This window comes from Botrimarina hoheduenensis, assembly GCF_007859815.1.
In the GTDB taxonomy this organism is placed as follows: Bacteria; Planctomycetota; Planctomycetia; order Pirellulales; family Lacipirellulaceae; genus Botrimarina; species Botrimarina hoheduenensis.
Genome location: NZ_SJPH01000005.1, coordinates 1 through 25,893 on the forward strand (window position 1 = coordinate 1; position 25,893 = coordinate 25,893).

20 protein-coding genes, 1 tRNA gene, 2 rRNA genes and 1 pseudogene are annotated in these 25,893 nt (G+C 60.5%); 11 read left to right on the top strand and 13 right to left on the bottom strand.

All coding sequences use genetic code 11. The features are described from left to right. The first annotated feature begins 283 nt into the window (after positions 1-283). Positions 284-646 carry a hypothetical protein gene (locus tag Pla111_RS12055; protein ID WP_146574704.1) on the top strand — a complete coding sequence of 121 codons (363 nt, stop codon included), beginning with the start codon at positions 284-286 and terminating at the stop codon, positions 644-646. A gap of 84 nt (positions 647-730) precedes the next feature. Here Pla111_RS12055 and Pla111_RS12060 read toward each other — a convergent pair whose 3' ends face one another. After that, positions 731-1,024 carry a transposase gene (locus Pla111_RS12060; RefSeq protein ID WP_146574705.1) on the bottom strand — a complete coding sequence of 98 codons (294 nt, stop codon included), beginning with the start codon at positions 1,022-1,024 and terminating at the stop codon, positions 731-733. A gap of 161 nt (positions 1,025-1,185) precedes the next feature. On the opposite strand from Pla111_RS12060, the pseudogene Pla111_RS17280 reads away from it, so the two are divergent. After that, a pseudogene (locus Pla111_RS17280) lies at positions 1,186-1,660 on the top strand (IS5 family transposase); the annotation flags it as partial. Between the two features lie 231 nt (positions 1,661-1,891). Here Pla111_RS17280 and Pla111_RS12070 read toward each other — a convergent pair. Continuing rightward, positions 1,892-1,964 (bottom strand) — tRNA-Phe (locus tag Pla111_RS12070). After that, positions 1,955-2,077 (bottom strand): hypothetical protein, encoded by a 123-nt coding sequence (locus Pla111_RS17580; protein ID WP_261342121.1) that lies wholly within the window; start codon positions 2,075-2,077, stop codon positions 1,955-1,957. Before Pla111_RS17580 ends, Pla111_RS12070 begins: the two co-directional genes overlap by 10 nt. A gap of 320 nt (positions 2,078-2,397) precedes the next feature. Between Pla111_RS17580 and Pla111_RS12075 the strand changes: the two genes are divergently transcribed. Beyond that, positions 2,398-3,720 carry a purple acid phosphatase family protein gene (locus tag Pla111_RS12075; RefSeq protein ID WP_197524990.1) on the top strand — a complete coding sequence of 441 codons (1,323 nt, stop codon included), beginning with the start codon at positions 2,398-2,400 and terminating at the stop codon, positions 3,718-3,720. A 158-nt stretch (positions 3,721-3,878) separates the two neighbouring features. Continuing rightward, positions 3,879-4,823 (top strand): LysR family transcriptional regulator, encoded by a 945-nt coding sequence (locus Pla111_RS12080; RefSeq protein WP_146574707.1) that lies wholly within the window; start codon positions 3,879-3,881, stop codon positions 4,821-4,823. 152 nt (positions 4,824-4,975) lie between these two features. On the opposite strand, the gene Pla111_RS12085 is transcribed toward Pla111_RS12080, so the two are convergent. Together Pla111_RS12085 and Pla111_RS12090 are read right to left on the bottom strand one after the other, a co-directional pair. After that, positions 4,976-5,866, bottom strand: a complete 891-nt coding sequence (locus tag Pla111_RS12085; protein ID WP_146574708.1) for a response regulator — start codon at positions 5,864-5,866, stop codon at positions 4,976-4,978. Positions 5,867-5,871: 5 nt separating this feature from the next. Further along, the gene (locus Pla111_RS12090) at positions 5,872-6,813 is read right to left on the bottom strand and encodes a hypothetical protein (protein ID WP_197524991.1); all 942 of its coding nucleotides are present in this window, start codon (positions 6,811-6,813) and stop codon (positions 5,872-5,874) included. Positions 6,814-7,424: 611 nt separating this feature from the next. Here Pla111_RS12090 and Pla111_RS12095 point away from each other — a divergent pair. The 5 genes from Pla111_RS12095 to Pla111_RS12115 all read left to right on the top strand — a co-directional run bounded on the left by Pla111_RS12095 (position 7,425) and on the right by Pla111_RS12115 (position 15,135). After that, a complete protein-coding gene (locus tag Pla111_RS12095) occupies positions 7,425-8,906 on the top strand; it encodes a GGDEF domain-containing protein (RefSeq protein WP_146574710.1) in 1,482 nt (493 codons plus the stop codon). Between the two features lie 974 nt (positions 8,907-9,880). Then, positions 9,881-12,699, top strand: a 23S ribosomal RNA gene (locus Pla111_RS12100). Positions 12,700-12,848: 149 nt separating this feature from the next. Next, positions 12,849-12,957: ribosomal RNA gene (gene rrf / locus Pla111_RS12105) — 5S ribosomal RNA — on the top strand. Between the two features lie 185 nt (positions 12,958-13,142). Further along, positions 13,143-13,991: a hypothetical protein gene (locus tag Pla111_RS12110; protein WP_146574711.1), complete on the top strand. Its 849-nt coding sequence runs from the start codon at positions 13,143-13,145 to the stop codon at positions 13,989-13,991. Between the two features lie 148 nt (positions 13,992-14,139). Beyond that, the gene (locus Pla111_RS12115; RefSeq protein ID WP_146574712.1) at positions 14,140-15,135 is read left to right on the top strand and encodes a hypothetical protein; all 996 of its coding nucleotides are present in this window, start codon (positions 14,140-14,142) and stop codon (positions 15,133-15,135) included. Between the two features lie 54 nt (positions 15,136-15,189). Here Pla111_RS12115 and Pla111_RS12120 read toward each other — a convergent pair whose 3' ends face one another. The 3 genes from Pla111_RS12120 to Pla111_RS12130 all read right to left on the bottom strand — a co-directional run bounded on the left by Pla111_RS12120 (position 15,190) and on the right by Pla111_RS12130 (position 18,506). Then, the gene (locus tag Pla111_RS12120) at positions 15,190-15,726 is read right to left on the bottom strand and encodes a hypothetical protein (RefSeq protein ID WP_231930997.1); all 537 of its coding nucleotides are present in this window, start codon (positions 15,724-15,726) and stop codon (positions 15,190-15,192) included. Positions 15,727-16,043: 317 nt separating this feature from the next. Next, complete coding sequence (locus Pla111_RS12125; protein ID WP_146574714.1) at positions 16,044-17,027, bottom strand: alpha-L-glutamate ligase-like protein; 984 nt, start codon at positions 17,025-17,027, stop codon at positions 16,044-16,046. Between the two features lie 21 nt (positions 17,028-17,048). Next, positions 17,049-18,506: a 7TM domain-containing protein gene (locus tag Pla111_RS12130; protein ID WP_146574715.1), complete on the bottom strand. Its 1,458-nt coding sequence runs from the start codon at positions 18,504-18,506 to the stop codon at positions 17,049-17,051. Positions 18,507-18,863: 357 nt separating this feature from the next. Between Pla111_RS12130 and Pla111_RS12135 the strand changes: the two genes are divergently transcribed. Further along, positions 18,864-19,358 carry a putative ATP-dependent zinc protease gene (locus Pla111_RS12135; RefSeq protein WP_197524993.1) on the top strand — a complete coding sequence of 165 codons (495 nt, stop codon included), beginning with the start codon at positions 18,864-18,866 and terminating at the stop codon, positions 19,356-19,358. Positions 19,359-19,375: 17 nt separating this feature from the next. On the opposite strand, the gene Pla111_RS12140 is transcribed toward Pla111_RS12135, so the two are convergent. The 5 genes from Pla111_RS12140 to Pla111_RS12160 all read right to left on the bottom strand — a co-directional run bounded on the left by Pla111_RS12140 (position 19,376) and on the right by Pla111_RS12160 (position 24,709). Continuing rightward, positions 19,376-20,728: an alkaline phosphatase family protein gene (locus Pla111_RS12140; RefSeq protein WP_146574717.1), complete on the bottom strand. Its 1,353-nt coding sequence runs from the start codon at positions 20,726-20,728 to the stop codon at positions 19,376-19,378. Beyond that, positions 20,725-21,591, bottom strand: coding sequence for a sugar phosphate isomerase/epimerase family protein (locus tag Pla111_RS12145; protein ID WP_146574718.1), 867 nt, complete (start codon positions 21,589-21,591; stop codon positions 20,725-20,727). Before Pla111_RS12145 ends, Pla111_RS12140 begins: the two co-directional genes overlap by 4 nt. Positions 21,592-21,623: 32 nt before the next feature. Next, on the bottom strand, positions 21,624-22,532 hold the full coding sequence (locus Pla111_RS12150; protein WP_146574719.1) for a UbiA family prenyltransferase: 909 nt from the start codon (positions 22,530-22,532) through the stop codon (positions 21,624-21,626). After that, on the bottom strand, positions 22,529-23,371 hold the full coding sequence (locus Pla111_RS12155) for a sugar phosphate isomerase/epimerase family protein (RefSeq protein WP_146574720.1): 843 nt from the start codon (positions 23,369-23,371) through the stop codon (positions 22,529-22,531). Before Pla111_RS12155 ends, Pla111_RS12150 begins: the two co-directional genes overlap by 4 nt. Positions 23,372-23,467: 96 nt before the next feature. Continuing rightward, on the bottom strand, positions 23,468-24,709 hold the full coding sequence (locus Pla111_RS12160; protein WP_146574721.1) for a class I SAM-dependent methyltransferase: 1,242 nt from the start codon (positions 24,707-24,709) through the stop codon (positions 23,468-23,470). Positions 24,710-24,917: 208 nt separating this feature from the next. Here Pla111_RS12160 and Pla111_RS12165 point away from each other — a divergent pair, with 208 nt between their 5' ends. Next, positions 24,918-25,874, top strand: coding sequence for a DUF6690 family protein (locus tag Pla111_RS12165; RefSeq protein ID WP_146574722.1), 957 nt, complete (start codon positions 24,918-24,920; stop codon positions 25,872-25,874). Positions 25,875-25,893: the final 19 nt, after the last annotated feature.

A 25,893-nucleotide genomic window follows, 5' to 3' on the forward strand; every position in this document is an offset into this window, starting at 1 on the left:
GCTCCGGGCCCTGCTCAGCCTACGGCTTCGCAGGCCCCTCCGCTCCAGCTGCCCAACGGACTACCATCTAATCATCCCGATTCTCTCATAGCGACTGGCACATAGATCGGGGGAAGACCACTTGCTGGTTCTATCTCTGGAGCTGCTGGTGGATTAGCTGATGAGACATGTGATGCAGCGTTTTCTAACTTTGGTGGTTCAGATGATGGGTTTGATTGGGAAGGGGTTGCAGGTGGAGCAGTAGGCGGAGCTGTGGTCGGCGGAGCAGCTGGACAAGCCGGCGGTGCAATGGACGACGCAGTTGATTTCAGTTTCGGATTTAATGTTGGTATCTGGGGTGGACTTGGCAACAGTGCTGGTGGCGATGAGTGATAAGCACGATGTACCTCGGCTGTCTTCCCGACTCGTTGCTATTACCTGGATGGCTAGCTGTGGTTTCTTATTGGTTCTCGGTGCAGCGACGACTTTTCATTTGATCGTTGTTGGGGTTGAAGAGGTCACCGGCGTGGCATGGATTAATCGGTGGCGGCGTGTATTCCAGCTTCTTGCTTCAGGTCTAGCACTGCATTGGTTTATCTACGGATTGCTAAACGTTGCCGGGAAGAGTCTCCAAGACGAAGGCAACGGCAAGTCCAATTCTGCATGACCTGAGATAAGCCTCAGTCGTCGTTGGAGTACGTTTCAGGCTTTCCGGCCGGGTGCCAGTAGGAAGCCACGCGATAAGGTCAGCTTAGGGTGTATAATCACACGGATGTGGGCGGTACCCTTCCTTCAAGATCTCCATGTCGAGCGCCTGATTGGCCACCAGCCGCTTCAGCCTCGCGTTCTCCTTCTCCAGCGAACGCATCTGCTTCGCCAGGTCGGGGGCCATGCCCCCGTACTTCTGACGCCAGCGGTAGTAGGTCTGCTCGGTGATCCCGAGCGTCTTGCAGATCTCGGGGACCTTCGCCCCTTTACCAAGAGCCACGTCCGCCTGACGCAGCTTCTCGATGATCTGCTCCGTCGTGTGCCTTGTCCGCTTCATCGAAAGAATCCTCCAAAAACCGGGGACCGCCCGGCACGAGATTCTCTCACTCAGAGTGGCTCTGTTTCAGGGGGGAAGACCAGCAGGCCGACGGCACGTGGGAGCGGCTGCACGACAAGCTCCGCGACCGGGTGCGGAAGAAGGCGGGGCGGAAGCCCAAGCCGTCGGCCGCCGTGCTCGACAGCCAGACCGTCAAGACGACCGAACAGGGCGGGCCGCGAGGCTACGACCCCGGGAAAAAAAGCCGTCGGCCGCAAGCGGCACTTGGTCGTTGACACGCTGGGGCTGGTCTGGTCCCTGGTGGTCACGCCGGCCGACGTGCAGGACCGCGACGGGGCGAAGCTGGCCCTCACCGAGTTCCGCTCCGCGGTGAAGTTCCCGGACCTGATCTGGGCGGACACGGCGTACCGGTCGGTGGTCGGCTGGGCGTTGGTGAAGTGGCTGTGGGCGGTAGAGATCGTCACGCGGCCCCGCGGGCGGTTCGTGCTGCAGAAGAAGCGTTGGATCGTCGAGCGGACCTTCGGCTGGCTCAACCGCTCACGGCGACTGTCCAAGAGCTTCGAGCGAACGGTCGACTGCGACGAAGCCTTCCTCCGCGTCGCCATGATCCACCTGATGGTCAAACGACTCGCTTAAACGGGTTATTGAACAGGCTCTAAGCCGTTAGCCGGGTGATTCCCCCTTTAAAGCCTCTCTCGTCACAACTCGCCAAGACGTGGCTTCACGGACCGATGATCGGGGCACCAGATGCTGTGCCGGAGCAAGATACTGACGGCGAAGTCTGCCCGATTATCCGACCGACCCCACCAAACCAGACAGCGTAAATCTCTTGCTTAAAGCAACTTACGGATTCAACGCCAGAAGAAGTGGACAGGGGGGGGATCGAACCCCCGACACCAGGATTTTCAGTCCTGTGCTCTACCAACTGAGCTACCTGTCCGCCGAGTCCACGCCTTGGGCACCGCGGACCACCACCGCAATGACGACCGCCAGCGACTGAAGCGTAGGTAAGTGATCATAACCACCCCGGCGGTGCTGTAAACGGGCCGTCATCGGCGGATAGCCTTTCGGCGGTTTCGGCACCGTCGGTCGTGGCGAGGGAGACGATCGCAACGATTGAAGAGAACGAGACCGGCACATCGTTGACCGATGGGCCGAAGGCGGTTCGACTCCTGGAGCAGGGCGTTCGCTAGGCGCACGCCCCAATCAGCCCCATCAGCAATTTTCCGCCCCGTTTTTACGCCACCAGATCGAGGCTCCCGAGCGTGTTTCGCCCCCTGAATCTTACCGTTACGACGCGCCGCACAGCTCCTTCTTGTGCCCGCGGAATCGAATTGGTCCTCAAGTGCCTCATCCTGGTAGCTAGTCTTTGCGTGGTGCCTTCCGTGTCGGCTCACCAGGACCACGGCCAGGCCAGCCTCCGCGGACCGTACCCCGCCGCCAAGCAGTACGCCCCTACGCCCGTGCCGGACCGGTTGTGCCTGTCCTGGAGCAGCGATCCGGCGACCACCATGGACGTCTGCTATCGAACCGATGCCGGGGTGACCCAAACGCTGTGCGAGTGGGCGATCGGACGGGACTTGGTCGGCAACGCAAGCACCGGCGGAATCCAAGACGCAGCCCGCACGCAGGGCATTAACGAACCGTTTGTGACCAACGCGGGGCCTTGCCGGATGCACACGGTCCGGCTGCAAGGACTGACGCCTAAGACGCGTTACGCCTACCGGGTCGGCGATGGGGTCAATTGGTCCCCGTGGAACCATTTCAGCACCGCGAGCGATTCGGCCGAACCCTTTGAGTTCCTCTATTTCGGCGACGCGCAGAACGCGGTTCGCTCGCTCTGGGCACGGGTGCGGCGTGAGGCGCACAACGACGCCCCCCGAGCGGCCTTTGCCCTGCACGCCGGAGACCTGATCAATAACGCTAACGCCGATGGCGAGTGGGGCGAATGGCACGAAGCGGCCGGTTGGCTGAACGCGACCATTCCGACCGTCGCCACCCCCGGTAACCATGAATACGCCCTGGCGATCGGCCGCCGCAAGCTTTCCAAGCACTGGCGGCCATCATTCTCCCTGCCAACGAACGGTCCTGAGGGGCTCGAAGAAACCTGTTATTGGTTTGACTACCAGGGAACTCGTATCGTCTCGCTCAACACGAATGAACGGCTGAAAGAGCAGGCTGCTTGGCTGGACAACACTCTGACGGAGCTGCCCCCCGCCCGATGGACGATCGTCACGTTCCATCACCCGGTGTATTCGGCCGCCAAGGACCGCGACAACCCCGAGGTCCGAGCGCTGCTCAAGCCGCTTTTCGACAAGCATCGGATCGATATGGCGCTGCAGGGGCACGACCACGCGTATGCCCGCAGCGGGCTAGGCGGACCGGAAGCGGCCGCAACGGTCGGAACGCATAACGTCGCCCAGGGAGTCCGCGGCCAAAACGGGCGCACCGTCTACGTCGTAAGTGTTAGCGGTCCGAAAATGTACCCGCTTACGGAGACCTGGGACGCCAGTCGAGTGGCTTCGGGCACGCAGCTGTACCAAACGATCCGTATCGAACGGGACCAACTCCGCTATCGGGCCTATGAAGCCAGCGGCGAGCTTTACGACGCCTTCACGCTGCAAAAGTCGTCTCCCGGCGAGGTCCTCTTGAAGGAGGAAATCCCGGCAACTCCCGAGCGCCGCCGCAATCTATAGCATAAGGCTATAACACACGATAGCTATAATGCGACGCTCGCAGGAATTACTCTCCCGTACTGAAGAAACTAGGTTTTTTATCCGACTAAAGGTGTCCCGCCCTGTCATTCGATTGATATAAACTAATCGAAAGCATAACCAACGCGCGAGATACCTATATGCTGCGGCGACACCAAACCAAACTTGAGCGGCTCAACTTCCACCACCTGTTCTACTTCTGGGTGGTGGCCGAAGAGGGGAGCGTGACCGCTGCCAGCAAGCGACTCAACCTGGCTCAACCGAGCGTCAGCTCACAAGTGCGCAAGCTCGAAGAAGAGCTGGGCGGCGAGCTCTTCGAAAAAGCGGGCCGCGGCCGCGTTCTCTCGCAGCTGGGCCGCGAAGTGCATCTGCATGCGGAGCGGATTTTTGGCGAGGGCCAGCACCTTGTCGATTTCCTCAACGGAAAAGCGAGCAAGAAGCCGACACGGCTGGTGGTGGGCGTGCCGAACTCCATGCCGAAGCTGCTTGCTTATCGGCTGCTCAGGCCCGCTTACCAACTTGACCGGAGCGTCGAGCTGGTCTGCTTGGCGAGCCAATACGAAGACTTGCTCTCGGATCTCGCGCTCAACCGCTTCGACCTGGTTCTAGCGAGCGTGCCTATCGCTCCGCATGTAAAAGTGCGGGCCTTCAATCATCTTCTAGGCGATTCAGGGCTGGCCTTGTTCGGCACCAAGGCGCTAGCGGACCGGTACCGCGCGGGCTTCCCTCACTCTCTGAACGAAGCCCCCATGCTCTTGCCTGCCGCGGGGACTGAGTTGCGCAGAACCCTGGACTACTGGTTCCAGCAGCTCGGAATAGCGCCGTCGTGCGTTGGCGAGTTTAACGACAGCGGCCTGCTCAAAGAGTTTGGCGGTGCTGGCCAAGGGCTCTTCGCCATCCCCGCGGTGATCCAGGCCGAGGTTTGCCAACAGTACGGAGTTGAGGTCATTGGCGAGGCGTCCGAACTACGCGAGTCAGTTTACGCCATCACTCAACAGAAGCGGATCGTCCACCCGGGTGTACAAGCCATTGTGAAAGCCGCACGGGACACGTTCCTCGTGCAGACAACCGGGGAACTCTCTTAAGTGCCTGATCGGGTTGCATCGGCAACGACCCTTTGGCATGGGGCGGCAAGGCTCCATCACGCCGCCAAGAGCCGACCAAGCTGCCAAGAGCCGACCGACGCCCCCTCGGCCATGATCGATCAGCAACCATCGCGATCAGGCTCTACGCCCGATCAGTCGGCCATCACAAACATGCCACCGATGTCGTAGAAAGGGCTACACGCAGAGCAGCGCATAACTTTCGCGACCACGCGAAGCTGTTGCCGGGGCAGCAGCGTGGCGTTCCAGGTTAGCGCCAAGAAGGGAGAGTTTGTCGCCCGAGTGTGCAGCATTCGCAGACCACTCTCGGAGATGTCACGCATCGCGAGCTTGAAGGGCTCACAGATCGGCCGCCACAGCCTATCAACCGGCGTCGCCACCACGGTTGTGAAACAGGTCGCACGCGCCTTGCGGCGTTCGTTGTGCTGCGGCACAAAACCCGCCGATTCCTCACCCGCGGCCTCGCTCTCGGCGAGTCGGCGGATGAACTGCTGGATCGCTGGCGGAGGATCCGGGAGTTCGTCAAAGTCGCCGAACACGGTATCGAGTCGCTCGCCGTACAGTTCGGTCAATTCCTTGAGCGTCAGCTCAACCTGCTTCAAGAAGCTGACCTTCGTCGGTGCCGGCATCGCTTTGGCGGCCGAGCGGGTACGCGTGTTGTCGATCATTGCCACAACTTTTGCGGCGAGCACGTCGTAGCTAATGGGCTTCTGCAAGACGTCGTAGACGCCGCGGCCCATCAAGTCGCGGACAAGGCGGGCATCGGTTAAAGCGGTCAGCACCATAACCTGTGGCGGCCGGTGCAATGCCAGCACATCGCTGCACAGCGCATAGCCGTGCCGCTGTGGCATCCGCAGGTCGGTCAGTATCGCGTCGTATTCTCGCTGATCGATCAGCTCCATGGCGGTCACCCCATCGCCCGCCTGATCGCAGGCCAAACCGGCGGCCGACAGAGCACGAACCGTAAGACGACGAACTTCGGGCTCGTCATCGACCACCAAGACACTGTGAGGATGATTAACCATTGCGTTTAAACCTCCTCTGCCATGCTGAAGGGCAGGGCAGTTGTCGGTACCGCAACGCCGATGGAATTACGCTTGAGCGCCACTTTACTAAGGGGGAGCCAAACCCGATACGCGGTGCCCCCCTCTCGTTTCGCTAAGCGTTCTAAGGAGCCGCCGACGCGGTTCACAATGTTCTGGGCGATTGCCAAGGGCAATGCCGCCTTGGCAGACTCAATTTCAACCTGGCTGATACGCTCGTAGAGGGCGGATTCGTTCCTGATCGCCGCTTCCCCGGCGTGATCTTCAACCGCAAGCAAGATTCGCGCGTAGGCACCCATCGAGGGCGGGTTGCCCGCTGAACCGACTAAGTCACTGGCATTCGGCATCCGGTCGCACCGCAGAACGAACCGTCGGCCCTCGCCAAGGCTCTCGCGAAGGTGAACACACAGGTTCAGCAGCGCCATCCGGGCGGTAGCGTTCATGCCGATGATCGGCAGCGGCTGGGCGGCAATGGCCACCGACATCTCAATCTCTGGCTCAAAGATCGGCCGAACAAGCGCGCTCAGGTCGCTGACGATCTCGTTGAGATCCAGCAGTTCGTTCGGGTCATCTTCGGCTCGCGAGAAGCGCAGCAAACGTGTGGCGATATCGGCAGCGCGGTCGGTAGCGGCGAGCGCCTGGAACAGGTCGTCACCGAGCGGTGTGTCCGGGTCGACCCCTTGATAAGCAAACGATGTATAGCCGCGAACCACGTGCAAAACATTCTTTAGTTCATGGGCGATGCTGTCGGAGAGGCTGCCGATGGCTCGGCGGCAGTGCGTGTCATTCTTGCCACCGAGAGGGGGGCCCCCCTCGCCGAGCCGTACCCGCAGCACTCCCGAAACATGCGTGACCCGGCCCTGCGAGTCACCCGTCGCTTGAAAGTCGGCCTCGAGCGCGTCGCCGGTTGGTCCGTTATCCGTTAGCAAGGTGTTCGTTATTCCAACACCACCGCGAGCGACCAAAGCCCTGAGACTTTTCGAAGCGTTAGCTCCGAGTACGGCGAGAAATTCGCCTTCTGGGCGCGTCTTGGCCCCGGCAGCTCTCCCGAGCAATCGCCAAGTGGCATCTTCCGCCCAAACGGTTTGCTCAAGGGGCTGCCACTCAAACAGCGCGGCACCCGCCCCCTGCGATGCTCGACAGCGAGCCGCTGCTTCGCCGGCAGTTTTCTGCAATGAGGAGGTCATGGCAGGCCAGGGGTATCGCGAGGGGAATTATTAGGCGCGAGCCTTAGCGTCAGACAACCGGTGCTTGGCCGTCGTAATGAAACTAGTTTCCCAAAAGCGGCACGCGGGCGGCCGTACGGCAATCCGTCTAAGAACGGCCTTTATTAGCAGAGCCCGAGCAATCGGCTTCATCGGCCTCATTCGCACAACCTGCAGGCAGTCAACATCCGGAAGGATGCAGCACCGCGCTTATCCGCAGTACTTCTTTGACAGGCAGTAGGAGAAACCTACGTTTCGGGGCTCCAAGTATTGATTGACCGACTTCTGCCCCGGGGTCGGGTCCGCACCTGCTCCAAACGAACGCGATCGCAGCCATGGAACTCCTCGCCAACTCACACACTTCCCTCGCCCTTGTAAACCTGGTGTTCGCGGTGGTGGCGCTTGGAGTCGGCTTCGCAGCCGGCGCATGGGTTTTCGGCAAGCAAGGCAACCTGGCTAAGCCGGACGCCCCCACGGCAGAACCCGAGAATGACGCGGCCGAGAAGCAGCTCGAGCTCGAACGCACGATGCTCGCCAGCGATCGCCTGCGCGATCTGGCTCAAGGGGTCGCCAGCGACGTTGACGCCCACAGCATCAGCATCGGCAAGATCGAGGCGGCGATGAGTGCGGCACGCGACAGCGGCTCCGCTAGCGAGGCCGACGTGCTGCAAGCCATCGAGTCAATCTCCTTAGCCAACGGGGCTCTGCAACAAAAGCTTGCGGCTGCCGAGGCCCAGATCAAGACTCAGGCCGAACAGATCCGCACCCACGAATCGGAAGCCCGCACCGACTCGCTGACCAATCTGGCTAACCGACGGGCGTTCGACGACGAGCTAACACGGCGATTCTCCGAATGGCGTCGCAAGGGAACGTCGTTCTCGCTGCTAATCATGGACGTCGATCACTTCAAGAAGTTCAACGACACCCACGGGCATCAAGCGGGCGACGAAGTGCTCCGCAAGGTGGGTGCCGCGCTCCGCGAATGCTGCCGAGACATGGATATCCCTTGCCGCTACGGGGGCGAGGAATTTGCTGTCGTCATGCCCTCGACCACGGCGGCCGATGGAACCGTGTTGGCCGAACGCGTCCGAAACTACGTCGAGGCCATGCAAGTGCCGTTCGAGGGGAAGATGCTGCGCGTGACGATGAGCCTTGGACTGGCTCAGGCCAACGCAGCCGATGACCCAACCGGATTGATCCGCCGGGCCGACGCCGCGCTATATGCCGCCAAAGCCGCAGGCCGAAACAATACCCACCTACACGATGGTCAGGTCAGCGTGCCGCTCCAAGCGCTGCCGAAAAAGGCGGAGAATCCAGCCGAATTTGATCAAGATGCCACACCGACCGTGGTGCTCGACGCCCTGCCAAACCGTACGAAATTCCTGGAAGATCTGCGTCTGGAAGTGAAGAATGCTTGTGAAAACCGAGCGCCGCTGACGCTGCTGACCGCCGAACTTGAGGGATACTCGACGCTGGTCGAAGAGTTTGGACCGGCTGTCGCCAAGCTCACGCTCGACTCGGTCGCCCAGTTCCTTGACAGCGCGCTCCGCGAACGCGATCGACTCAGTCGGCTCAGCGAAGCTCAATTCGTTGTCCTCATGCCGCTCACAACGACTGAAGAGGCCCGCGCAATGGGAGACCGTATCGCCGCCGCGTTGGCAGAGTGCAGCGTGCCGCTGGGTGACCGATCGCTCCGCCTGATGACACGCACCGGCGTCACGAGCAAAACCCCCCACGATACGGCCGTTACGTTGATGCAACGCGCCGAAGAAAGTCTCGGCGTTGCTCTTAAGAAAAGATCGCTGGCTGAGGTTTGACCGGCCGCCGGATCGGCGTTTGGCAGGCCGCCCAGTAGTCGGCACAGCTGCCGCACAGCGCAGAACTTACCGATCTGGCAATCAGCAGATCGTTGCCGACCGGCTTACGCTCCCGATGTTTGCAAGGCAAAGGCCTCCAACAGTCGGCTGGGCCGTGACTTTCTCGTCGCGTGACCGAGGCTTCCGGTGTTAGCGAGCGAGGGATTTGGCTGCGAAAGGGCGCTACAAAATCAACTTCAGGGCGAGCACTTCGAACTGATTCTGAGAAATCGTTTGCTACCCCCTTGCCTCGATCTCAAGATCGCGTATCTTCCTGCCGAAGGTTGATGATCCCGGCTGCACTTGGGGCTTTGGCCTACTGAGTCCTCCACGGCTGAGTTCTTGACGGCAAGCTCCCTGAGAGCGGCGGCAAGTACTGAGCGTGGTGTTCGTCTCGCGTGGTGCCAACGAAGGCCAGCCGCGAGTAAAAAAAGATAAGAATTCCAGCCAGGAGGGTTTGACAGTCACTAGCAGCTCGGATAACCTTCTGAGCTCGACTGAGTTTGAGCGGTCGCACGAGGCGGCCACCATGCCGCTGGCTCTCTAAAGCCAGCCGCCAGCATGGCCCCCTCGTGTGTTCGCTCGGGCAACCGAGGCGGGCATCCAGCAGATTGAGGCTGGGTGCGATCTGCAAGGCAACTTGCAGATCGTGATCTTTGACAATTTGGTAAGAGCAAGAGTGGCATCTTTAGCAAGAGAGCGGCTCGCCGATGGTGTCTAGCCATCGAACGACCGCTCTACTGCAAAAACTCCAATTTTGCGTCTCCAGCAATCCAAGGTGGCAACACCGCGGATTAGGGGGACGCGACGAGTAGAAACGTTACTCGCCATCGGTCTTCGCCGGCCGATGGCAGTGTAGCTTGAAACACTCGGCCGCTTGCTGCTGATCGACCCCTTTCACGATGGGTCGTTGGGTAGGAGCGTTCGATTAATGTGGCCAAGCTATTAAGGGCGTATGGGGGATGTCTTGGCATTAGGTGGCAATGATGGGCGTGGAAGTCTGCGAAATGCCTGGGGGAGCTGACAAACGAGCGATGATCCCGGGATGCCCTAGCGAACGCGGTGAACTGAAACATCTAAGTAACCGCAGGAAGAGAAAGAAAAATCGATTTCCTCAGTAGCGGCGAGCGAACGGGAAATAGCCCAAACCGTCGAGGTTTCCTCGGCGGGGTTGTAGGGCCTCTCACATGGGAGTCACAAAGTCGACAGGAAGCTGAACCTTCTGGAAAGAAGGGCCATAGCGGGTGACAGCCCCGTAAGCGAATCCTGGCGGCCTCCCGAGGGGTACCTGAGTAGGTCGGGTCACGTGGAACCCCGACTGAATCTACGGGGACCATCCCGTAAGGCTAAACACAACCTAATGACCGATAGTGAACTCAGTATGGCGACTGAAAGATGAGAAGAACCCCTGTTAGGGGAGGTATGTGAACCTGAAACCATACGCCTACAAGCGGTCGGAGCACTATTTTAATGTGTGACGGCGTGCCTTTTGCATAATGATCCGGCGAGTTGCGGTTAGCGGCTTGGTTAAGGCCTTACGGGCCGAAGCCTTAGGGAAACCGAGTCTTAATAGGGCGATTTGTCGCTGGCTGCAGACGCGAACCTGGGTGAACTACCCATGAGCAGGTTGAAGCGCGGGTTGTACCGCGTGGAGGACCGAACCCACTTGGGTTGAAAACCGAGGGGATGACTTGTGGGGAGGAGTGAAAGTCTAATCAAACCCAGAGATAGCTCGTTCTCTCCGAAATAGCTTTAGGGCTAGCGTCGGGTAACTATTTAACGGGGGTAGAGATACTGATTTGGTTTGGGGCCCTTCGCGGGGTACCCTGCTGAACCAAACTCCGAATACCGTTAAAACTATCCCGGCAGTCAGTCCGCGGGGGATAAGCTCCGCGGTCAAGAGGGAAACAACCCAGACTATCTGCTAAGGTCCCCAAGTCGTGCTCAGTCACTAAGGAAGTTGAACTGCTGTGACAACCAGGATGTTGGCTTAGAAGCAGCCATCATTTAAAAAGTGCGTAACAGCTTACTGGTCGAGCAGTTCTGCGCCGATAATGAACGGGAGTAAGCACGACACCGAAGCAATAGAATTGCCGATTTTGTCGGCATTTGGTAGGAGAGCGCCGTTGGTCAGATACAAGCCGTACCGTAAGGAGCGGTGTCGGGGCCAACGGGTGATTATGCCGGAATGAGTAACGATAAAGCAGGTGAGAATCCTGCTCGCCGAAAGCCTAAGGTTTCCTGGGGTAGGTAATTCCGCCCAGGGTGAGCCGGTGCCTAAGTCGAGGCCGAAAGGCGTAGACGATGGACAGCAGGTTAATATTCCTGCGCCGGTTGTGTGGACCGAAAGAGGGACGGCGTCCGAATGATGAGGGCACAGGTAGAAACGTGCCTTGCCGCAAGGCTAACCCCGCTTACGTTGGGTATGTCTTCTGAAGGACGTCCAAGAAAAGCTCCGTAGGGTTGAAGCAGACCGACCGTACTAAAACTGACACAGGTAGGCGAGACGAGTAGTCTAAGGCGCTCGGGAGAACACTGGTTAAGGAACTCTGCAAAATGGCCCCGTAAGTTCGCGATAAGGGGCGCCCGTTTCGGCGGGCCACAGCAAATCGGTTCCACCGACTGTTTATCAAAAACACAGGTCTCTGCTAACACGTAAGTGGATGTATAGAGACTGACGCCTGCCCGGTGCTGGTAGGTTAAGGTAAGAGGTTAGTTCGTTAGAGCGAAGCTTTTGACCGAAGCCCCAGTAAACGGCGGCCGTAACTATGACGGTCCTAAGGTAGCGAAATTCCTTGTCGGGTAAGTTCCGACCTGCATGAAAGGCGTAACGAGTGGAACACTGTCTCAACCAGTGACCCGGTGAAATTGTAGTCGTGGTGAAGATGCCACGTTCCCGCAGCTAGACGGAAAGACCCCGTGAACCTTTACTGTAGGCTGATATTGGGCTGTGGTATGTACTGTGTAGGATAGGTGGGAGGCTTTGAGCCCCCGGCGCCAGCCGGGGGGGAGCCGTTGGTGAAATACCACCCTTTGCATGCTTTAGTTCTAACGTCGATTCTCGTGAAACCGAGCGACGGACAGTGTCAGTTGGGCAGTTTGACTGGGGCGGTCTCCTCCTAAAGAGTAACGGAGGAGCCCAATAGGTACCCTCAGCCTGGTTGGCAATCAGGCATCGAGCGTAAAGGTAGAAGGGTGCTAAACTGCGAGACTTATCAGTCGAGCAGGTACGAAAGTAGGGCTTAGTGATCCGGTGGTCCCGTATGGAAGGGCCATCGCTCAACAGATAAAAGGTACTCCGGGGATAACAGGCTTATCGCTCCCGAGCGTCCATAGCGGCGGAGCGGTTTGGCACCTCGATGTCGGCTCATCACATCCTGGGGGTGAAGAAGCTCCCAAGGGTTTGGCTGTTCGCCAATGAAAGTGGTACGTGAGCTGGGTTCAGACCGTCGTGAGACAGGTCGGTCCCTATCTACTGTGGGCGTACGAAACTTGCGGAGGTTCTTCTTTAGTACGAGAGGATTTAGAAGGACGTCCCTCTGGTGTTCCTGTTGTCGCGCTAGCGGCACGGCAGGATAGCTAAGGACGGAACGGATAAACGCTGAAGGCATCTAAGCGTGAAGCCCGCTCCAAGATGAGGTTTCGTAGGTCAAAGACCGAAAGTCCCCTGGAAGACGACCAGGTTGATAGGCCGGATGTGTAAGCACGGTAACGTGTTCAGCTAACCGGTACTAACGGACGAATGTTTGGCCACATTAATCAAACGCTTCTGCTTCGCTTCTCAACAAGCGAACGAAGTTGGAGGGCATGCCTCAGGGCATCGCCTGTCACTCTTGCTCAAGCCAAATTATCGGTGAGTTCTCTCACCGCAGGCGTGGACAGCTTTACCGCTGCCCACGGCTTTCTGGCGACCATATCCGATTGGAAACACCTGTTCCCATTCCGAACACAGTAGTTAAGCGATCGGAGCCGATGATAGTGCCTACCAGTGCGAAAGTAGGTATCGCCAGTTTTTTAACCCCGTTGCGACGCAAGTCGCAGCGGGGTTTTTTTGTTGACCCGCGTGCTTTTTGTCGCTAAAACTTGAGCGGGGGCGTGTGCTGCGATAAGGATGCCAAAATGCAAACCTACTCATCTTTCGCCAAGTTAGCCACCGTAGTGTGCTGCCTGTCTGCGGCATCGCAATCTACGGCTGCCATGGTCTTTTTTTATGACCCAGCAACCGGCAACGTTTCGTTAGATACCTCAAACACACGCAGCGGATACGCTTACAGTTGGCACCTCGATTTGCCTCCCAACTCACCGTACGGACTGCTTGAGGAAAACGTGGTTTGGCTGACTTCAAGTCAGTTAAAAACTCAATTGCAAAGACAGGTGGGAGAAGCGTCGCTTACCAGCCCTTTTTCCGGCTACTTTACCGTAGGCAATTTGCTCGTACCCGGTATCGATGAGGCCATCTGGAATACCCTCTTTACTTCGATTGGCTCTAGTGGATACGTCGATCTAATTGGCCAGGGGGCGTCTGCGCCTGCGGAGTTTGTTTACGGTCAGCCCGATCGCCCCTTCGACAACCGCTGGGACATCATCGATCCGGACACGCTTGCCTGGGCGACACAAGCAACACTCCGCTATCACGCCGCCACCGGTGAACTCGTCATCGACACCACCGGGCCCCAGAGCGGCCACATTGCCACCTTTACCCTCGAATCGGACGGAGCTTTTTTGGCAGAGGCGTTCAATCGCTTCATCGAGGTCCCGCTGACGATCGCGAACGACAGCACGCTGTTCATCGCCGCCGATGCGATCGAACCCGGCCTGCACAGCCTCGGTCGCGTGATCGAGGCCGGTCTCTCACTGGCTGAGGTCGAAGCTCTCTTAACCGAGGCCAGCTTTATCGGCCGCGCGGGATTCGGTGGCGGCTCATTCGACCTGGAGACCGACGGCGTGGCGTTCGCTATCTCCTACATCGCCATCCCCGAGCCCGCCACGGCGATACTCTGTCTCGCCAGTGCAGGTTGCCTCGCCGGTAGACGATGGGTCGCCTGAGCGTTTTTCTTGCCCGCGAAGCTCGGTCGCGGTGATTAATCTGGACAGCGTGTGCCCTACAAGGCACGCTAGCCGCATCTTGGCGACCCGCCCGAAGAGGGGGAACGCTTCATGCGGCTCTTTCCAGGCGATCCTGTAGCATCTTGCGATGTCGATCCAGCTGACGTGCCCCAACTGCGAAGCGATCCTGCGACTCGCCGATGCCATGGCGGGCCGCATGGGAGCCTGCCGTGAGTGCGGTGGTGAGATCAGCGTACCGCAGGATCTCGAGTCGTTCCGACCACTTCAGGAACGGCCCCTTGGGAAAGCAACGCTCGACGATATCGTGAAAGAACTTGCCCGGCGGGGCGAGACCGCGGTGCTCACGGTACTGGGGGATCGAAAAAAAACGCGAGATCAACGGACAGATTCGACGATTTTGAGCCAGTCAGAGTCCGACACGCAGATCGGTCTTGGTCCCGGCGTGCGGCAATACACCACCGAAGAGATACCGCCGACACGTCTTGAGCAGCTCTTTACCGGCCTCGCTCGCTTGGCCCAGATGCGCATCGAGGCCGAGCGGCTAGCCCAATCAAAGGATGCAATCGATCCCGCTGAGGGGGCCGGTTCCTTCGACTCAAAGTCGAACTTTGAGTTCAAAGGGGATCCGCTCGGAATGTCGCTGGCCGATTTCCGTTTGCGACACGAGCGGCAGGTCGAGGGGAGGCGGCGCAGGATGCCGTGGTGCTCTGACGAATCGCCGGGGGTGAACAACCCCGAGCTGCATAGCGAGGCATGGCACGCGGCGGCCGGTATCGTCCATGCGCGCATCGAGCTGCCCTTCGAGAACAACTCGCCAACCGTCGGCGGCGTGCGCACAAGTCTCGTGCTCTATCAATTTGTTGATGAGCGATTATTCCAGGTCACCGCTTTCTTGCCGCCTGAAGGGCTTAATCAAGTGGTGCAGGCTTTGAACATCAAATACGGCGAGCCGCAGAGCGTGAACCACGAACCCCGACAGATGCTCTGGTGGAAGCTGAACTCGTCGATCGAGGTCTCAGCCGGACGCCTCCACCCGCGTGAAGACGCCATCGTTCGCTACTTCCACGACGAACTACTTGCCGAAGCAAGCCGTCGTCGGCCGAGCGGATCCGCCGATCTCTGAAAGCGTCGGGTTCGTTACGCCTAGGCTGACCGAGTGCTGCCGCTGGGGTAAGCGTTACGGGGCAAACTCGCCCACGAAACCCGCTTTGTGGAAGGTTGCCTCGGTTAGTGGGTCAATGAACTTGACGATCGCGATTTCAGCGAACGGGATGATCAAGAAACGGGCACCAAGCGTGTCTGGATTCGAGCGTTGTAAAAGCACCGTTTCGCCACGGGTCATAAACCCTTTAAACGGTGTCTGCTCGTCGAGGCTGTTGACCAGCACGCCTCGCCGTGGGATCTCCTTTGGCCAAGCGGTAAACACAGTTTTCCAGGTCTCGGCAGCTCCGTTCGCCGGCGATGAAATGGCAGGGACGGTCGCGGGCGCTGGCGAAGTCTTCGCCAAGTTTCCGGCCGGGGGGGCCGGGCTCATCTGACGCACCGGAGGGGCCCCCGGCGGGATCGCCGCAGGAGATAACGCGGCGGCAGCCGGCCGCTGCGCAACCGGTGTGGCAGTGGGGAAAGGCTTAGTTGCCGGGACTGGCTGCCGGATTGCGGCGGCGGCAGCCGGTGAGTTGGCAATCGCTGGAGCCGTGATGGGAGCCGTCGGCACCGTAGCCGGGGGAAGGGCAGGGGGAGCGGAGGGTTCGGGCACGATTTCCGTTCCAAATTAAGGGGCTAAACGCTTGGCAATCTGCCGATCGAGCGTCCCACAGGTACTAGCTCGTCGATGGATGCGCGAGGCGTGCGGTAGGAGCAACAACGGGCAGCCCGATTCGGCTTCACTTGGTCCGGGCTTCCGCTGGTTGCCCTCGGGCCATGGCGGCGGAAGGGGCAATGTGACCGGCACACTGTGAGAATAGCTTGCAGAACGGGGGCGGAGATCGCCTGTCCGTTCAAATAATGCGAGCTCCCAGGGCCTGATTAGCCCTACAGCCCTTCACGACGGCGCGCGTGACGGCGTGCCTCATCGGTGATCTCAGCGATCAGGGCGAGGCGGCCCTTGCCGTGGAGCTCGTCCGGTGTCGCGGCGGCGACACGCTCGAGTGCCGGACGGATACCGCGTCGATGAGCAACCTGGATCGCCAGTCCGGGGCGTGCGTTCGCTTCGAGAACGACGGGCCCCTTCTCGGCGTCAACAACGAAGTCGACGCCGATGTAGCCCAGTTCGAGGGCCTCAGCTAAGCGCATCGATGCGTCAAGCAGTTGGTCCCAACTGGGGATTTCGATGCCCGAGATCGAGACTTCGGTATCCGGATGGACATCGACCATGCGTCCTTTGCTGACGCCACCAAAGGTTCGTCCGGTGGTCATATCAACGGCGGCGGCGATCGCGCCTTGGTGGAGATTCGCGCGTCCGCCCGATGCCGTTGTCGGGAGCCTTACCATCGCCATCACGGGAACGCAGCGGTACAAGATGACACGGATGTCGGGCGTTCCTTCGATGGCAACGCTCTGCAAGACCGGGTGCGTAACGATCCGGTGTTCGACAATGGCTGCGTCCATGCCGCCGCCCAACGAGTACAGGCCCGATAGTACGGCTGACAGGTGATAGCGCAGATCGGAGACCGTCACACGACGTCCGCCGGGCGTGATGTAGAGGTTACCCACGCTCTCGCCGATTACCAGTACCCCGCGTCCTGCGGCACCGCGAGCCGGCTTAACGACAAAGTCATTACGCCCCCGAATGGCCTCGGGGAACCGTTTGACGTCGCCGTGCGAGGTGAGAACGTTATACGTTTCGGGAACGGGAATGCCGTTCGCCTCGCAGATGGTTTTGGTAATGAGTTTGTTGTCAACGCGCGGGTACAACCCGCGCGGGTTGCTGTCGATGATATACGACAGATTGCGTCGGTTGATTCCCAGGATGCCGCTGGCGCGGAGGTCGCTGGGGCTGGCAAAAAAGCGTTGCATGGGCTTTGGTCGGTGATCGGACTAGTTCGTACTCGGATCTACCAGATCCCGGAATCGCCAGAGCTCGACAAGGCGATAGCCGGTGTAGCGACCGATCGCGATAAAAGCGGCGATGGTCAGCAGATGGATCTCGGGATAGACCAGCAGCGTGCGTCCAACCGCCTCCCAGCCCAACAGCAAGAAGCAACAAGTCGCCACGACGACGGTCCCCAGCGCCAGCTTACCGGCATTCGTGACACCGTCTTCCTCGATGGTCACATAGATGCGTTCAATCAAGGTCGTCACGATCACGAGCGGCAGTAGCACCGCGTTTGCGCTAGGCGTTAGCTCCAGATAATCGAGCGCTGAAACGCCAAAGACCACGCACAGGATGATGGTGGTCAGGATAATGCTCAGCCGAGGAACCATCAGCAAGCGCAACCGCTCGATCAACGTGCGACCGATGAATCCCGCAGATAGGACGACTGCTAGAACGACGAGGCCGCTTATCCAATCGGCGTAAACGAAGCTGGCGGCGAACAGCGCGGGAGCGAACGTACCAAAGGTCGGCACACCAATCACGTTGCGGAATAGCGCCGTAACGAGCGCGCCCATCGGCAGAAGCAGAAGAAGCTTTAGGACCTCATGCATCTCGACAGGCATCCGCGTCAGATCGAACACCTGCAGGGGGTTCTTCATGTCCGCCCGCAGCGCGTCGGCGGCCGGTGCACGCCGCACAATTGCGTACCGCGTTTTCAGATTCGTTACCGCGTTTGGCAAGCTCGTGCGAACGATCCGACGACCGTCCCGCCGCGTGACGACGTGATCGACAGGCATCACACGAGAGTAACCGTACTCGGGATCAAACGGAGTCCAGGTGTTTTGGCGAAACACTTCAACCCAAACGCGTTGCTCGACTTCCTCTGAGTTGCGCAATTCGAATCCGGCAACCAGCCGTGCGGGCATTCCTGCGGCCCGGCACAGCGTCGCGAAGGTCTGTGCGCGATCGGTTGGAGACGCCACCATGCTGTCGAGCACGCCCAAGACGCCATCGCTCTGCGAACCGGGAGCAGGTTGCTTGATCTGCACCGCGCAGTACTCAAAGAGCCATTCGAGCAGCTCTTCTTGGGTGGTCCACTTGCCCTCCGCTTCGGCCAGCACACGTGAGACGCTCCGGTTGTTGACCGGCAACGAATCGGGTTCGTGGCGTAGGTAGCGGGCGCGCTCGTTCGCGCTGAGGTGTGTCGGTTTTCCGTCGGCGCTCGGGCTTCCCGAGCGCACACGGAGGTCGAATTCGGCCATGACCCGATAGTCGCCCTCACGCTTGACGGTAATGACCCGCTCGCGTGTCCCGCTAGGAGTAAGCTTGACCATCCGGCTGGCGATCGCCGGATCGCCATCGTCGAAAAAGTCGGGCTCGCCATCCAACGAGATATTGTCATCCACGTTTGGCAGAGCGAGCCTCAGCTCCGAGCCAGGAGTTGGGGCGGTAAAGGACACACGATAAGTGAGCCTCCAGAGTCCGTCCTCCAAAGAGCGTCGCGCAGCATCCCGCTGGGCGCTGCGCACCCAGAGGCTAAGGAGACCCACCACCAAAAAGGCGATGATAGTAATACGGCTAAGAGAACGGGCTTTCACCTGGGGTGCGTCTTTTCGCTTAAAGTATTATTCGGGTTGCACTTACGACGCTGCCGAATTCCAACGTAACGAAATCCTCCGAACGCTGCTCATCTTATTCTGAGATACTATAGTGCATGATTCGGGGCCTGAACTCCCGATTCTTCCCAATCCGCCTCACCATCACTTCCCGACATGCTTTGCCCCCCTTTCCGCTGGACCCAACCCCTCTTGGGATTGGTGCTGATCGTCACCTGCCTCGGTGTTCAGGCCTCTACAGAACCCGTTAAAACCAGCGCAGAGCTCGCCACCGAAAATCGCCATTTAATCGGCGCGACGGCTTGGGTCACCATCGGCCCCGTCCAGGCCAAGCTCCTGGCCCGGGTGGATACGGGTGCCGAGTCGTGCTCGCTGCATGCCGAAGAGATCGTCGTTCCCAAAGGCAAAGAGAAAATGACGGCCAACGTCGGCAAGGCGATTCGCTTTCGGGTGATCGACAACGACGGCGAAACGCACTGGATTGAATCCACGATCCACTCGACCGTTGTTGTAAAAACCTCGGAAGAGCGCGAACGACGCTACAAGGTGTGGGTCGACATGGCTTGCGTGGGCATCGACAAACGTGTCTGCGTCACGCTCAATGACCGGTCGCATATGGAGTTTCCCGTGCTGGTCGGGCGTAATTACCTGAAAGACGATTTCCTGGTGGACGTCAATCAAGCGGCCAAAGAGTAGGTGTCCGACAGCGGTTTTCACACACCGAACTGACGCAGCACGGTCTCACAGACGTCGATGTCTGCCATCGGCTGTTCGACCAAAACACCTCGTGCGCTCGAAAGCAACACACCGCGCTGGGACGGGCTCCGCACCGGTGCCCCGTGCGACCCACGCACTCGTGAAGCATCGAGCGGCGTACCACCGATGCCCGCTGCGTGGGCGGCCGGATCGAGGAACATCTCAGCCGGGTCGTAGCCCGGCTTGCGATGGATATCAACCGTGCGGGCAAACTTTGGTGCGAGATCGTCCTCTTGCCACCAGTAGTAGGCGAACCAAGCCTCGGCGTCGCTGACCGCCAGCAGGTCGGCAGAGCGGCCTTCATACCACAGCCCGTGTCGCTGCTGGATATCGGCGTCCCAGACCTCTGCCACGCCGGGGGCTTTCGCCAGCACATCGGCAACGCGGCCGATAACGGCGGGATCGTGATCCCGAACAAAAGCGTGTGCCGTCTGGTGGTCCGCCAGCACCCAGGCGCGGCTCTCGGCGAAATCAATCAGCTCTCTTCCGTCCGCGTCGCGCGTAACGTCAAGCAGCCCGGCCTGACGCAGCAGACGGTTCGGATAGACCACCCGATCGACGGCAGTAATGGCGTATTCCGATGCCACGAGCCAGAGTGCCGCGTCACCCCGATAGTCCGGAAGTTCGCCCAGACTCCCAATGAGGCGACCAAGCTGCGCGTCTAACTCGCGACAGGCTTCAACTGCTTCTGGAGAATCGGGACCGTGTTTCTGGGCCCGGTAATCCAGATGAGGCAGATAGATGTAGAGCAGGTGGGGTGCCTCACGGCGTGCGATCTCAATTGCCGAGGTGATAATCCAGGCCGTTCCCTCCACGCCAGCCAGCGGTCCCCAGAACCGGTGCAGGGGAAAGTGCCCCAGGTTGTTGACCAGTTCGCCATAGAGCCGCTCGGGACGCGTGTAGCACCACAGCGACTCGGCACCGTCCGGGTGGTGGATCGGAGCCGGTGTGCAAATGTAGTCGGCTCCGGCACCTTTGATCAGCAGCGGAAACCACGCGGCCGAGGTGAGGGTGGGATCGTGTTCGTGCAACCGATCCCACAGCTGAGGTGCCATCACCTTATCGTTCCCTGCGGTCCACATCTCGACACGCTGCTCTTCACGCCAATAGAAACCGTTGCCGATCACACCGTGCACACCCGCGAGCTCGCCGGTGGTCATATTGGCCTGGACGGCACAGGTAACGCCCGGAGCACTTGCGGAAAGCGGGGCCAAATCGCCGGCAGAAGTGAGCCCGCGCAGGCAGGGCATCACGACTAGGTCGCTCTCACGAAGCCCGGGGATCGACAACAAGACAACACGATCGTTCATCGAGAAAGGCTTTCCGGGGAGCTAACGAGCGGCAGGAGAAAATCGATCGAGGCTTTTGCGGCTTCCGGCGCGCGATGGCTATCGCGGCTGAGCTCAACCAGTAGCGGACCGCGGTAGCCCCCTTGGTTCAACGCCCCGATGACGGGCAGAAAATCGATCTCGCCACGGCCGAACATCAAGTGCTCATGCGCCGCCGAACACATGTCTTCAATGTGTACGTTCACGAGCTGGTCACTCACCTCAAGAATGCGATCCGCGAGGGGGAGTTCGCCGTTGCAGTGCAGATGGCCCACATCAAGGGTTAGCCCGAACGCTTCGATCGGTGCGCCCGCGGCCTGGAGTCGCTCGAAAAGCTGTTCGTAGTCGGCGATTGTCGCGATCACCATCCCGGGTTCGGGTTCGAAACCAACCCTAACGCCAGCGTCTGCAGCAGCAGCGAGCGTAGCGGGCAGGGTCTGCACGATCCGCTCGAACGCCTCTTCTCGCGAGGCATCGTCATGCAGCACTCCCGACCAGATCGAGACCACTCGCGCACCGATAAGTGATGCCATCTTGATGGCGTGATGATAAAAGGCGGTTCGCCGTCGTCGCTGCGCGGGGTCGGCCGTCACCAGCGTCGGCTCATGCTTGGCGCGGGGGTCGAGCAAAAACCTCGCCCCGGTTTCGACCACGAGCGCGAGGTCGTGCCGCACTCTCAGTTCAGAGATGTGCTCCACTTGCGCGGCAAGCCCACTCATGTTCGGTGCCAAGCAGCCGTGGTCGATGGTCAGCCCCACGGCACGGTATCGTAGCGACGCGAGCAACTCGATCGCGTCCTCGACGCGGTGGTGAGCAAATCCGTTGGTGTTGTATCCCAAGAGCATGGCATCATCAGAGCCGCATCGGCGGCGGGGGATCAAGTCGGGGGGATCCCGCGGGCCATCAACTGTGCGACGGGCAACAGTGCCAAAATGGCCAGCGCCGCCATTGGACCGGCATAAAACAGAGTGATTGTGGCGTCGATAACGACCAGCCCCTGGATCGCGATTCCTACGGCTCGACCAATTCGCGACGGAGTCGGCTGGAGCAGCGCCGCCGCCATTCCCCGCAACGCAAACAACAGCGCGACGATCCAAAACAACGCCTGGGAATCGGCACCGGACACGAACGAGTCGGTGCCGCGACGGTTACACACGGCGAGCCACAACACGCCTGCCGCGGAGAGCAGTGCGCCCAGCGTTAGCTGCGTACGGCGTCCTCCGATCGCTTCATCCCTGGCAAAAACCGTTAGCCCAACGATATAAGCAAAGATGCCCGGCAGTAGGTTGAGGGCGACCGCTAACGAGACGCCGCCGGCCATTCCCAGCATCGCGTTGAGAACGCGGCACCCCCCCATCAGAAGCGGCCCTACCACGGTTCGCTTGAGCGAAGTGTTGTAGCCGCAGATCATCAGGGCCAGAGCCCCAGCGGTGACAAGCACTGCCGGGCTGCCGAGGTCCAGGGCGGCCAGAGCCGTGAAAAGAAAGCCGCCCAGGCCGAGCGCTGCCGCTAGCCGATAGGCCGTTTGGCGTGTGAGCCTTCCTTCTGCGATCGGGCGGACGCGTTCGAGGCGTGTGTCTTGCTCTGCATCGACCGCGTCGTTGAGCGCCATCCCGGCGTGGTAGAAACACAGAGACGCGAGCGCAAGAAACGTCAGCAGCCATGAGGGCGCTAGAGAACCGGTCGCCACGGCATAGCCCATCCCTACATCGGCTAGTGCGGTGGGGGCGTTGGAGAGCCTTAGCAATCGAGCGTAGTCTCGCCCTGTGGGGTGCGCGGCCGTCATACCAACACGAGCGGTGCAAGGAACTCGTATGCCTCACGTGCTGCCTGCTCAGGATCATCGGCATAAGGGTACAGTTCTACGGTCAACCAGCCGTCGTAGCCGGTCTGGCGGATCACACCGAGCGTGGCATGCCAGTCGATCGCGCCACGGCCTGGAACCAGGTGCTGATGCACGCGGGTGACCGCGATATCTTCTAAGTGATAGTGGGCCGTATGGCCGGCCATCCGCGCGACATGGGCTTGGGGGTCTTCTCCGACGCAGTAGGCGTGCCCAATATCGAAGTTGAGACGGACCACGGGAGAGTCGAGCCTGTCGATCACTTCCAGGTACTGATCGAAGCGTTCAACCAGCAACTCCGGCTCGGGCTCAATCAGTAAACCGACCCCCACTTCTTCGGCAATCTCCAGGCAGGGCGTCAGTTCTTGGACAAACAGCTCCAGAGCCTCGTCGCGTGACTGCCCCGCAAAGTGGGGTCCGCCGGGCTCGGTGGTGATGTGAGGGGCCCCGATCTCTGCCGCGAGCCGCAAGGCACGTTTGGTGTGCTCACGGCGAATCGCCCGGTAGTGCGGATCGGGATCGGTCCAGCTCGGATGCCAGTACGGCTGCCGCGGATCCGCCACGGCGTTCATCATAAAGGCGTTGATGTTCGAGATCGCCAAGTCGGTTTCCGCCAGCGCGTCGCGAATCGCCTGCTTTTGCTCATCGAGCAGACCGGCCGGCCAAGCGTGAGGCACGTCGGCCATCAGCTCCACGCCTGTGTATCCCAATGAGGCGATGCTCTTGAGCGCGCGATCCAAAGGCCACTTCAGATAGGCATTCGTGCTGAAGGCGAGTCGCATGGCGAAACACGTAAGGGGCTATAACTTCGGCCAGGGGCCGGGATACCGCAGCGGAGTACTACCGTAGCAACTCCTGCGAGTCTGGCGACAGCCGCCCTATGAAGCTACCCGCTCCGCGGCGATCACCAAGGGTTTACCCTGTCGGCGGCTGGCTTGCCCCTGGCCCGGAGCGATCAGCAACGTGAGCGCGGCATCTCCACGTGGTTTAAGCTCTTTGCGGAGCGCTGCCGGATCGATCGGCACCCCACGGCATTTAATCTCTAGCCGCCCGACGTCTCGCTGCTTGAGCCACTGAGCTAGCCGGCTGCGCTGTAACGGCAGAATCTCCAGCACACGAAACGCGCTCAGCAGAGGATCGGCGACTCGTGCCGGCCCGGTCAGATAGGCTACCTGCGCGAAGGCCGCCAAACCGTGCTTCGCGGCGAGCGCTCCGGTAAGTCCGGCGGCGAGTATCGCGGGATCGGGCTCGTACACCCATTCGGCCACCCGTTTGACCTGTTCCAGAGGAACCCGCGGATTGCCCACAAAGGTCGGTACGAGACCCCCGCTAGTCGTCCCCACCGCCGAAACGTCTGGCAATGATTGGCTCGGTACGCATGTCGCGCGGCGTTGTCCAGGCGTCTGCGCGAGCCTCCCGCCCCAAACCACCAGCTGCCGGCACTCTCCGCCGCGGCTGATCCATTCCAGCTCGGCCTCGGCTTCCCAAGCCTCGGGGGTTTCAGCGGCCGGAGCAAGCTTCAGGGCAAAGTCGCCGCGTGCCTTGATCCAGGTCTCGAGTTCCTCAAGCGCGGGCTGGCTCTGGCTGAGCTGAACCGTACGGCGGCCGGCAAGACGGCGATCGGGGTCCGCATGCCAAGCGTCGCAGGCAGCAACATCGGCTCGGTCGGCGCTACGGGTTCTTAATTCGGCTACCCCGCCCGAGACGAGAACATTGTGGGCTGCAAAGACGGCGAGTGTCTGGTCACGCTCGATGGCCAGGGGAGGCACCCCGGCGCGACGCGCCAACGCCATTAGGTCGCCGCCCACTCCGCAGCCGATATCCAGCACGGGGCCAAACTTCGCGAAGCGCGCCGCTTTGTACGCGGCAATCCACTGATCTGTTGCTTGCTCAAGCCCACGCCTGGTGAGCAACAAACGCTCTCCGCGGGCGAATTTCGCGCGTGACCTGGAGCGTGCCTCAGCGATTTCAAGCAGCAGTGCCACACGCGAAGGGGGAAGGGCACCACGCAGCTTCGCTACCAACCGAGGCGTCGGCGGCGCGCCGCCCACCTCTTCCAACCAAGACGCGGCTTCGGGTCCTGCCAACCATTCGGCCTCGCACGGATCGGTCCCTGACATAAGCGTTGCGGGTTGTTGCGCGAACCGATTCTAACGGTTACAGCGGTCCGAGCCGCCTGGTCTGACATCGTTCCGAGCCGAGGGGGGGTCGAACCGCGTTCGGCACGCCAGTCACCCCCCCAAGCCGTCCGATCTTATCCGAAGGCGGGGTGTTGTTCCGCCCCACACGTACCACGAAATCCGTTTCACGGCCCTCAGCGACTTAGCCATGGCACGCCCGTATGCTCTTGCCGGACTGCTCGGAGCAGCTGTGGGTGGTCCCTATCTGATTTCGAACGCTCCCGAGGGATGGCCCACGGCCACTACCAACGCCTCTCAGGTCGCCGTTGAGGCTCCCCCGACAATCGACCCCCGCCTGCTGGCTCGCCCCGAGATCGAAGGCCCCCACGGGCCCGGCTCGCAGATTTACCGCCGGCCAGCACCGCTAGAAGGGCGTGTTCACCGCTCGCTCGATGAGATTCTCCGCTGGGAAATCAACAAGGATTGGGTCTTCGCCACCTGGGACCGAAAATCGACCGGACTAGCCGATCCTGAGCTGTTCGGCGTGCGGGTGCCGGTTGTCACGGGGCACGCGATGACCGACGTCGCGGGAGCGCTGTCCTACTATTTCGATGCCGCAGGGCAACTCCAACGGATCCGGCTTGTCGGCACAACGGCCGACACAACGCAACTCGCACAGATTGTTTCGAGCCGCTTCGCAATGCAGCGGCGCGTTAGCCTGTCGCCGGGCGAGCAGCTCTTCCAAGCGAACGAAGAAAACCGGGTACGCAGCGAGCTCCGCACCCGGCCCGAGGCCGTGATGTGGGGCACCTCACCGCACAACAGCTTCCGCGTCGAGCTGGAGGTGAATCGCCCCGGTTCTCGCCACTGGATCAAGCCGCCCGCCTTGTCCTTGGCTTCTCGGGGAGGGGCCACGACGGGAGCCGAAAACATCAGTACGAAGCCCAGCGCAACAGAACCGACCCCCGTTTTCCCTGCCCGTTCTGTGGTACCCGACGAAGAGAAAGTGGCTGCGGTGACCACGGCGCAGGGAACGCCCCCGCCCCCAAGCAGCCCGTCCGCTTCGCCGGACACGGCCCCCAAGACCGCGGCATCAGCCCCTCCGCCGGACTCGGATACGGCTCCGCTGGACAGCTATCGGCGACGTTTTCGCTGGCCTGACTGACCCCCTCCCGCACCGCGCT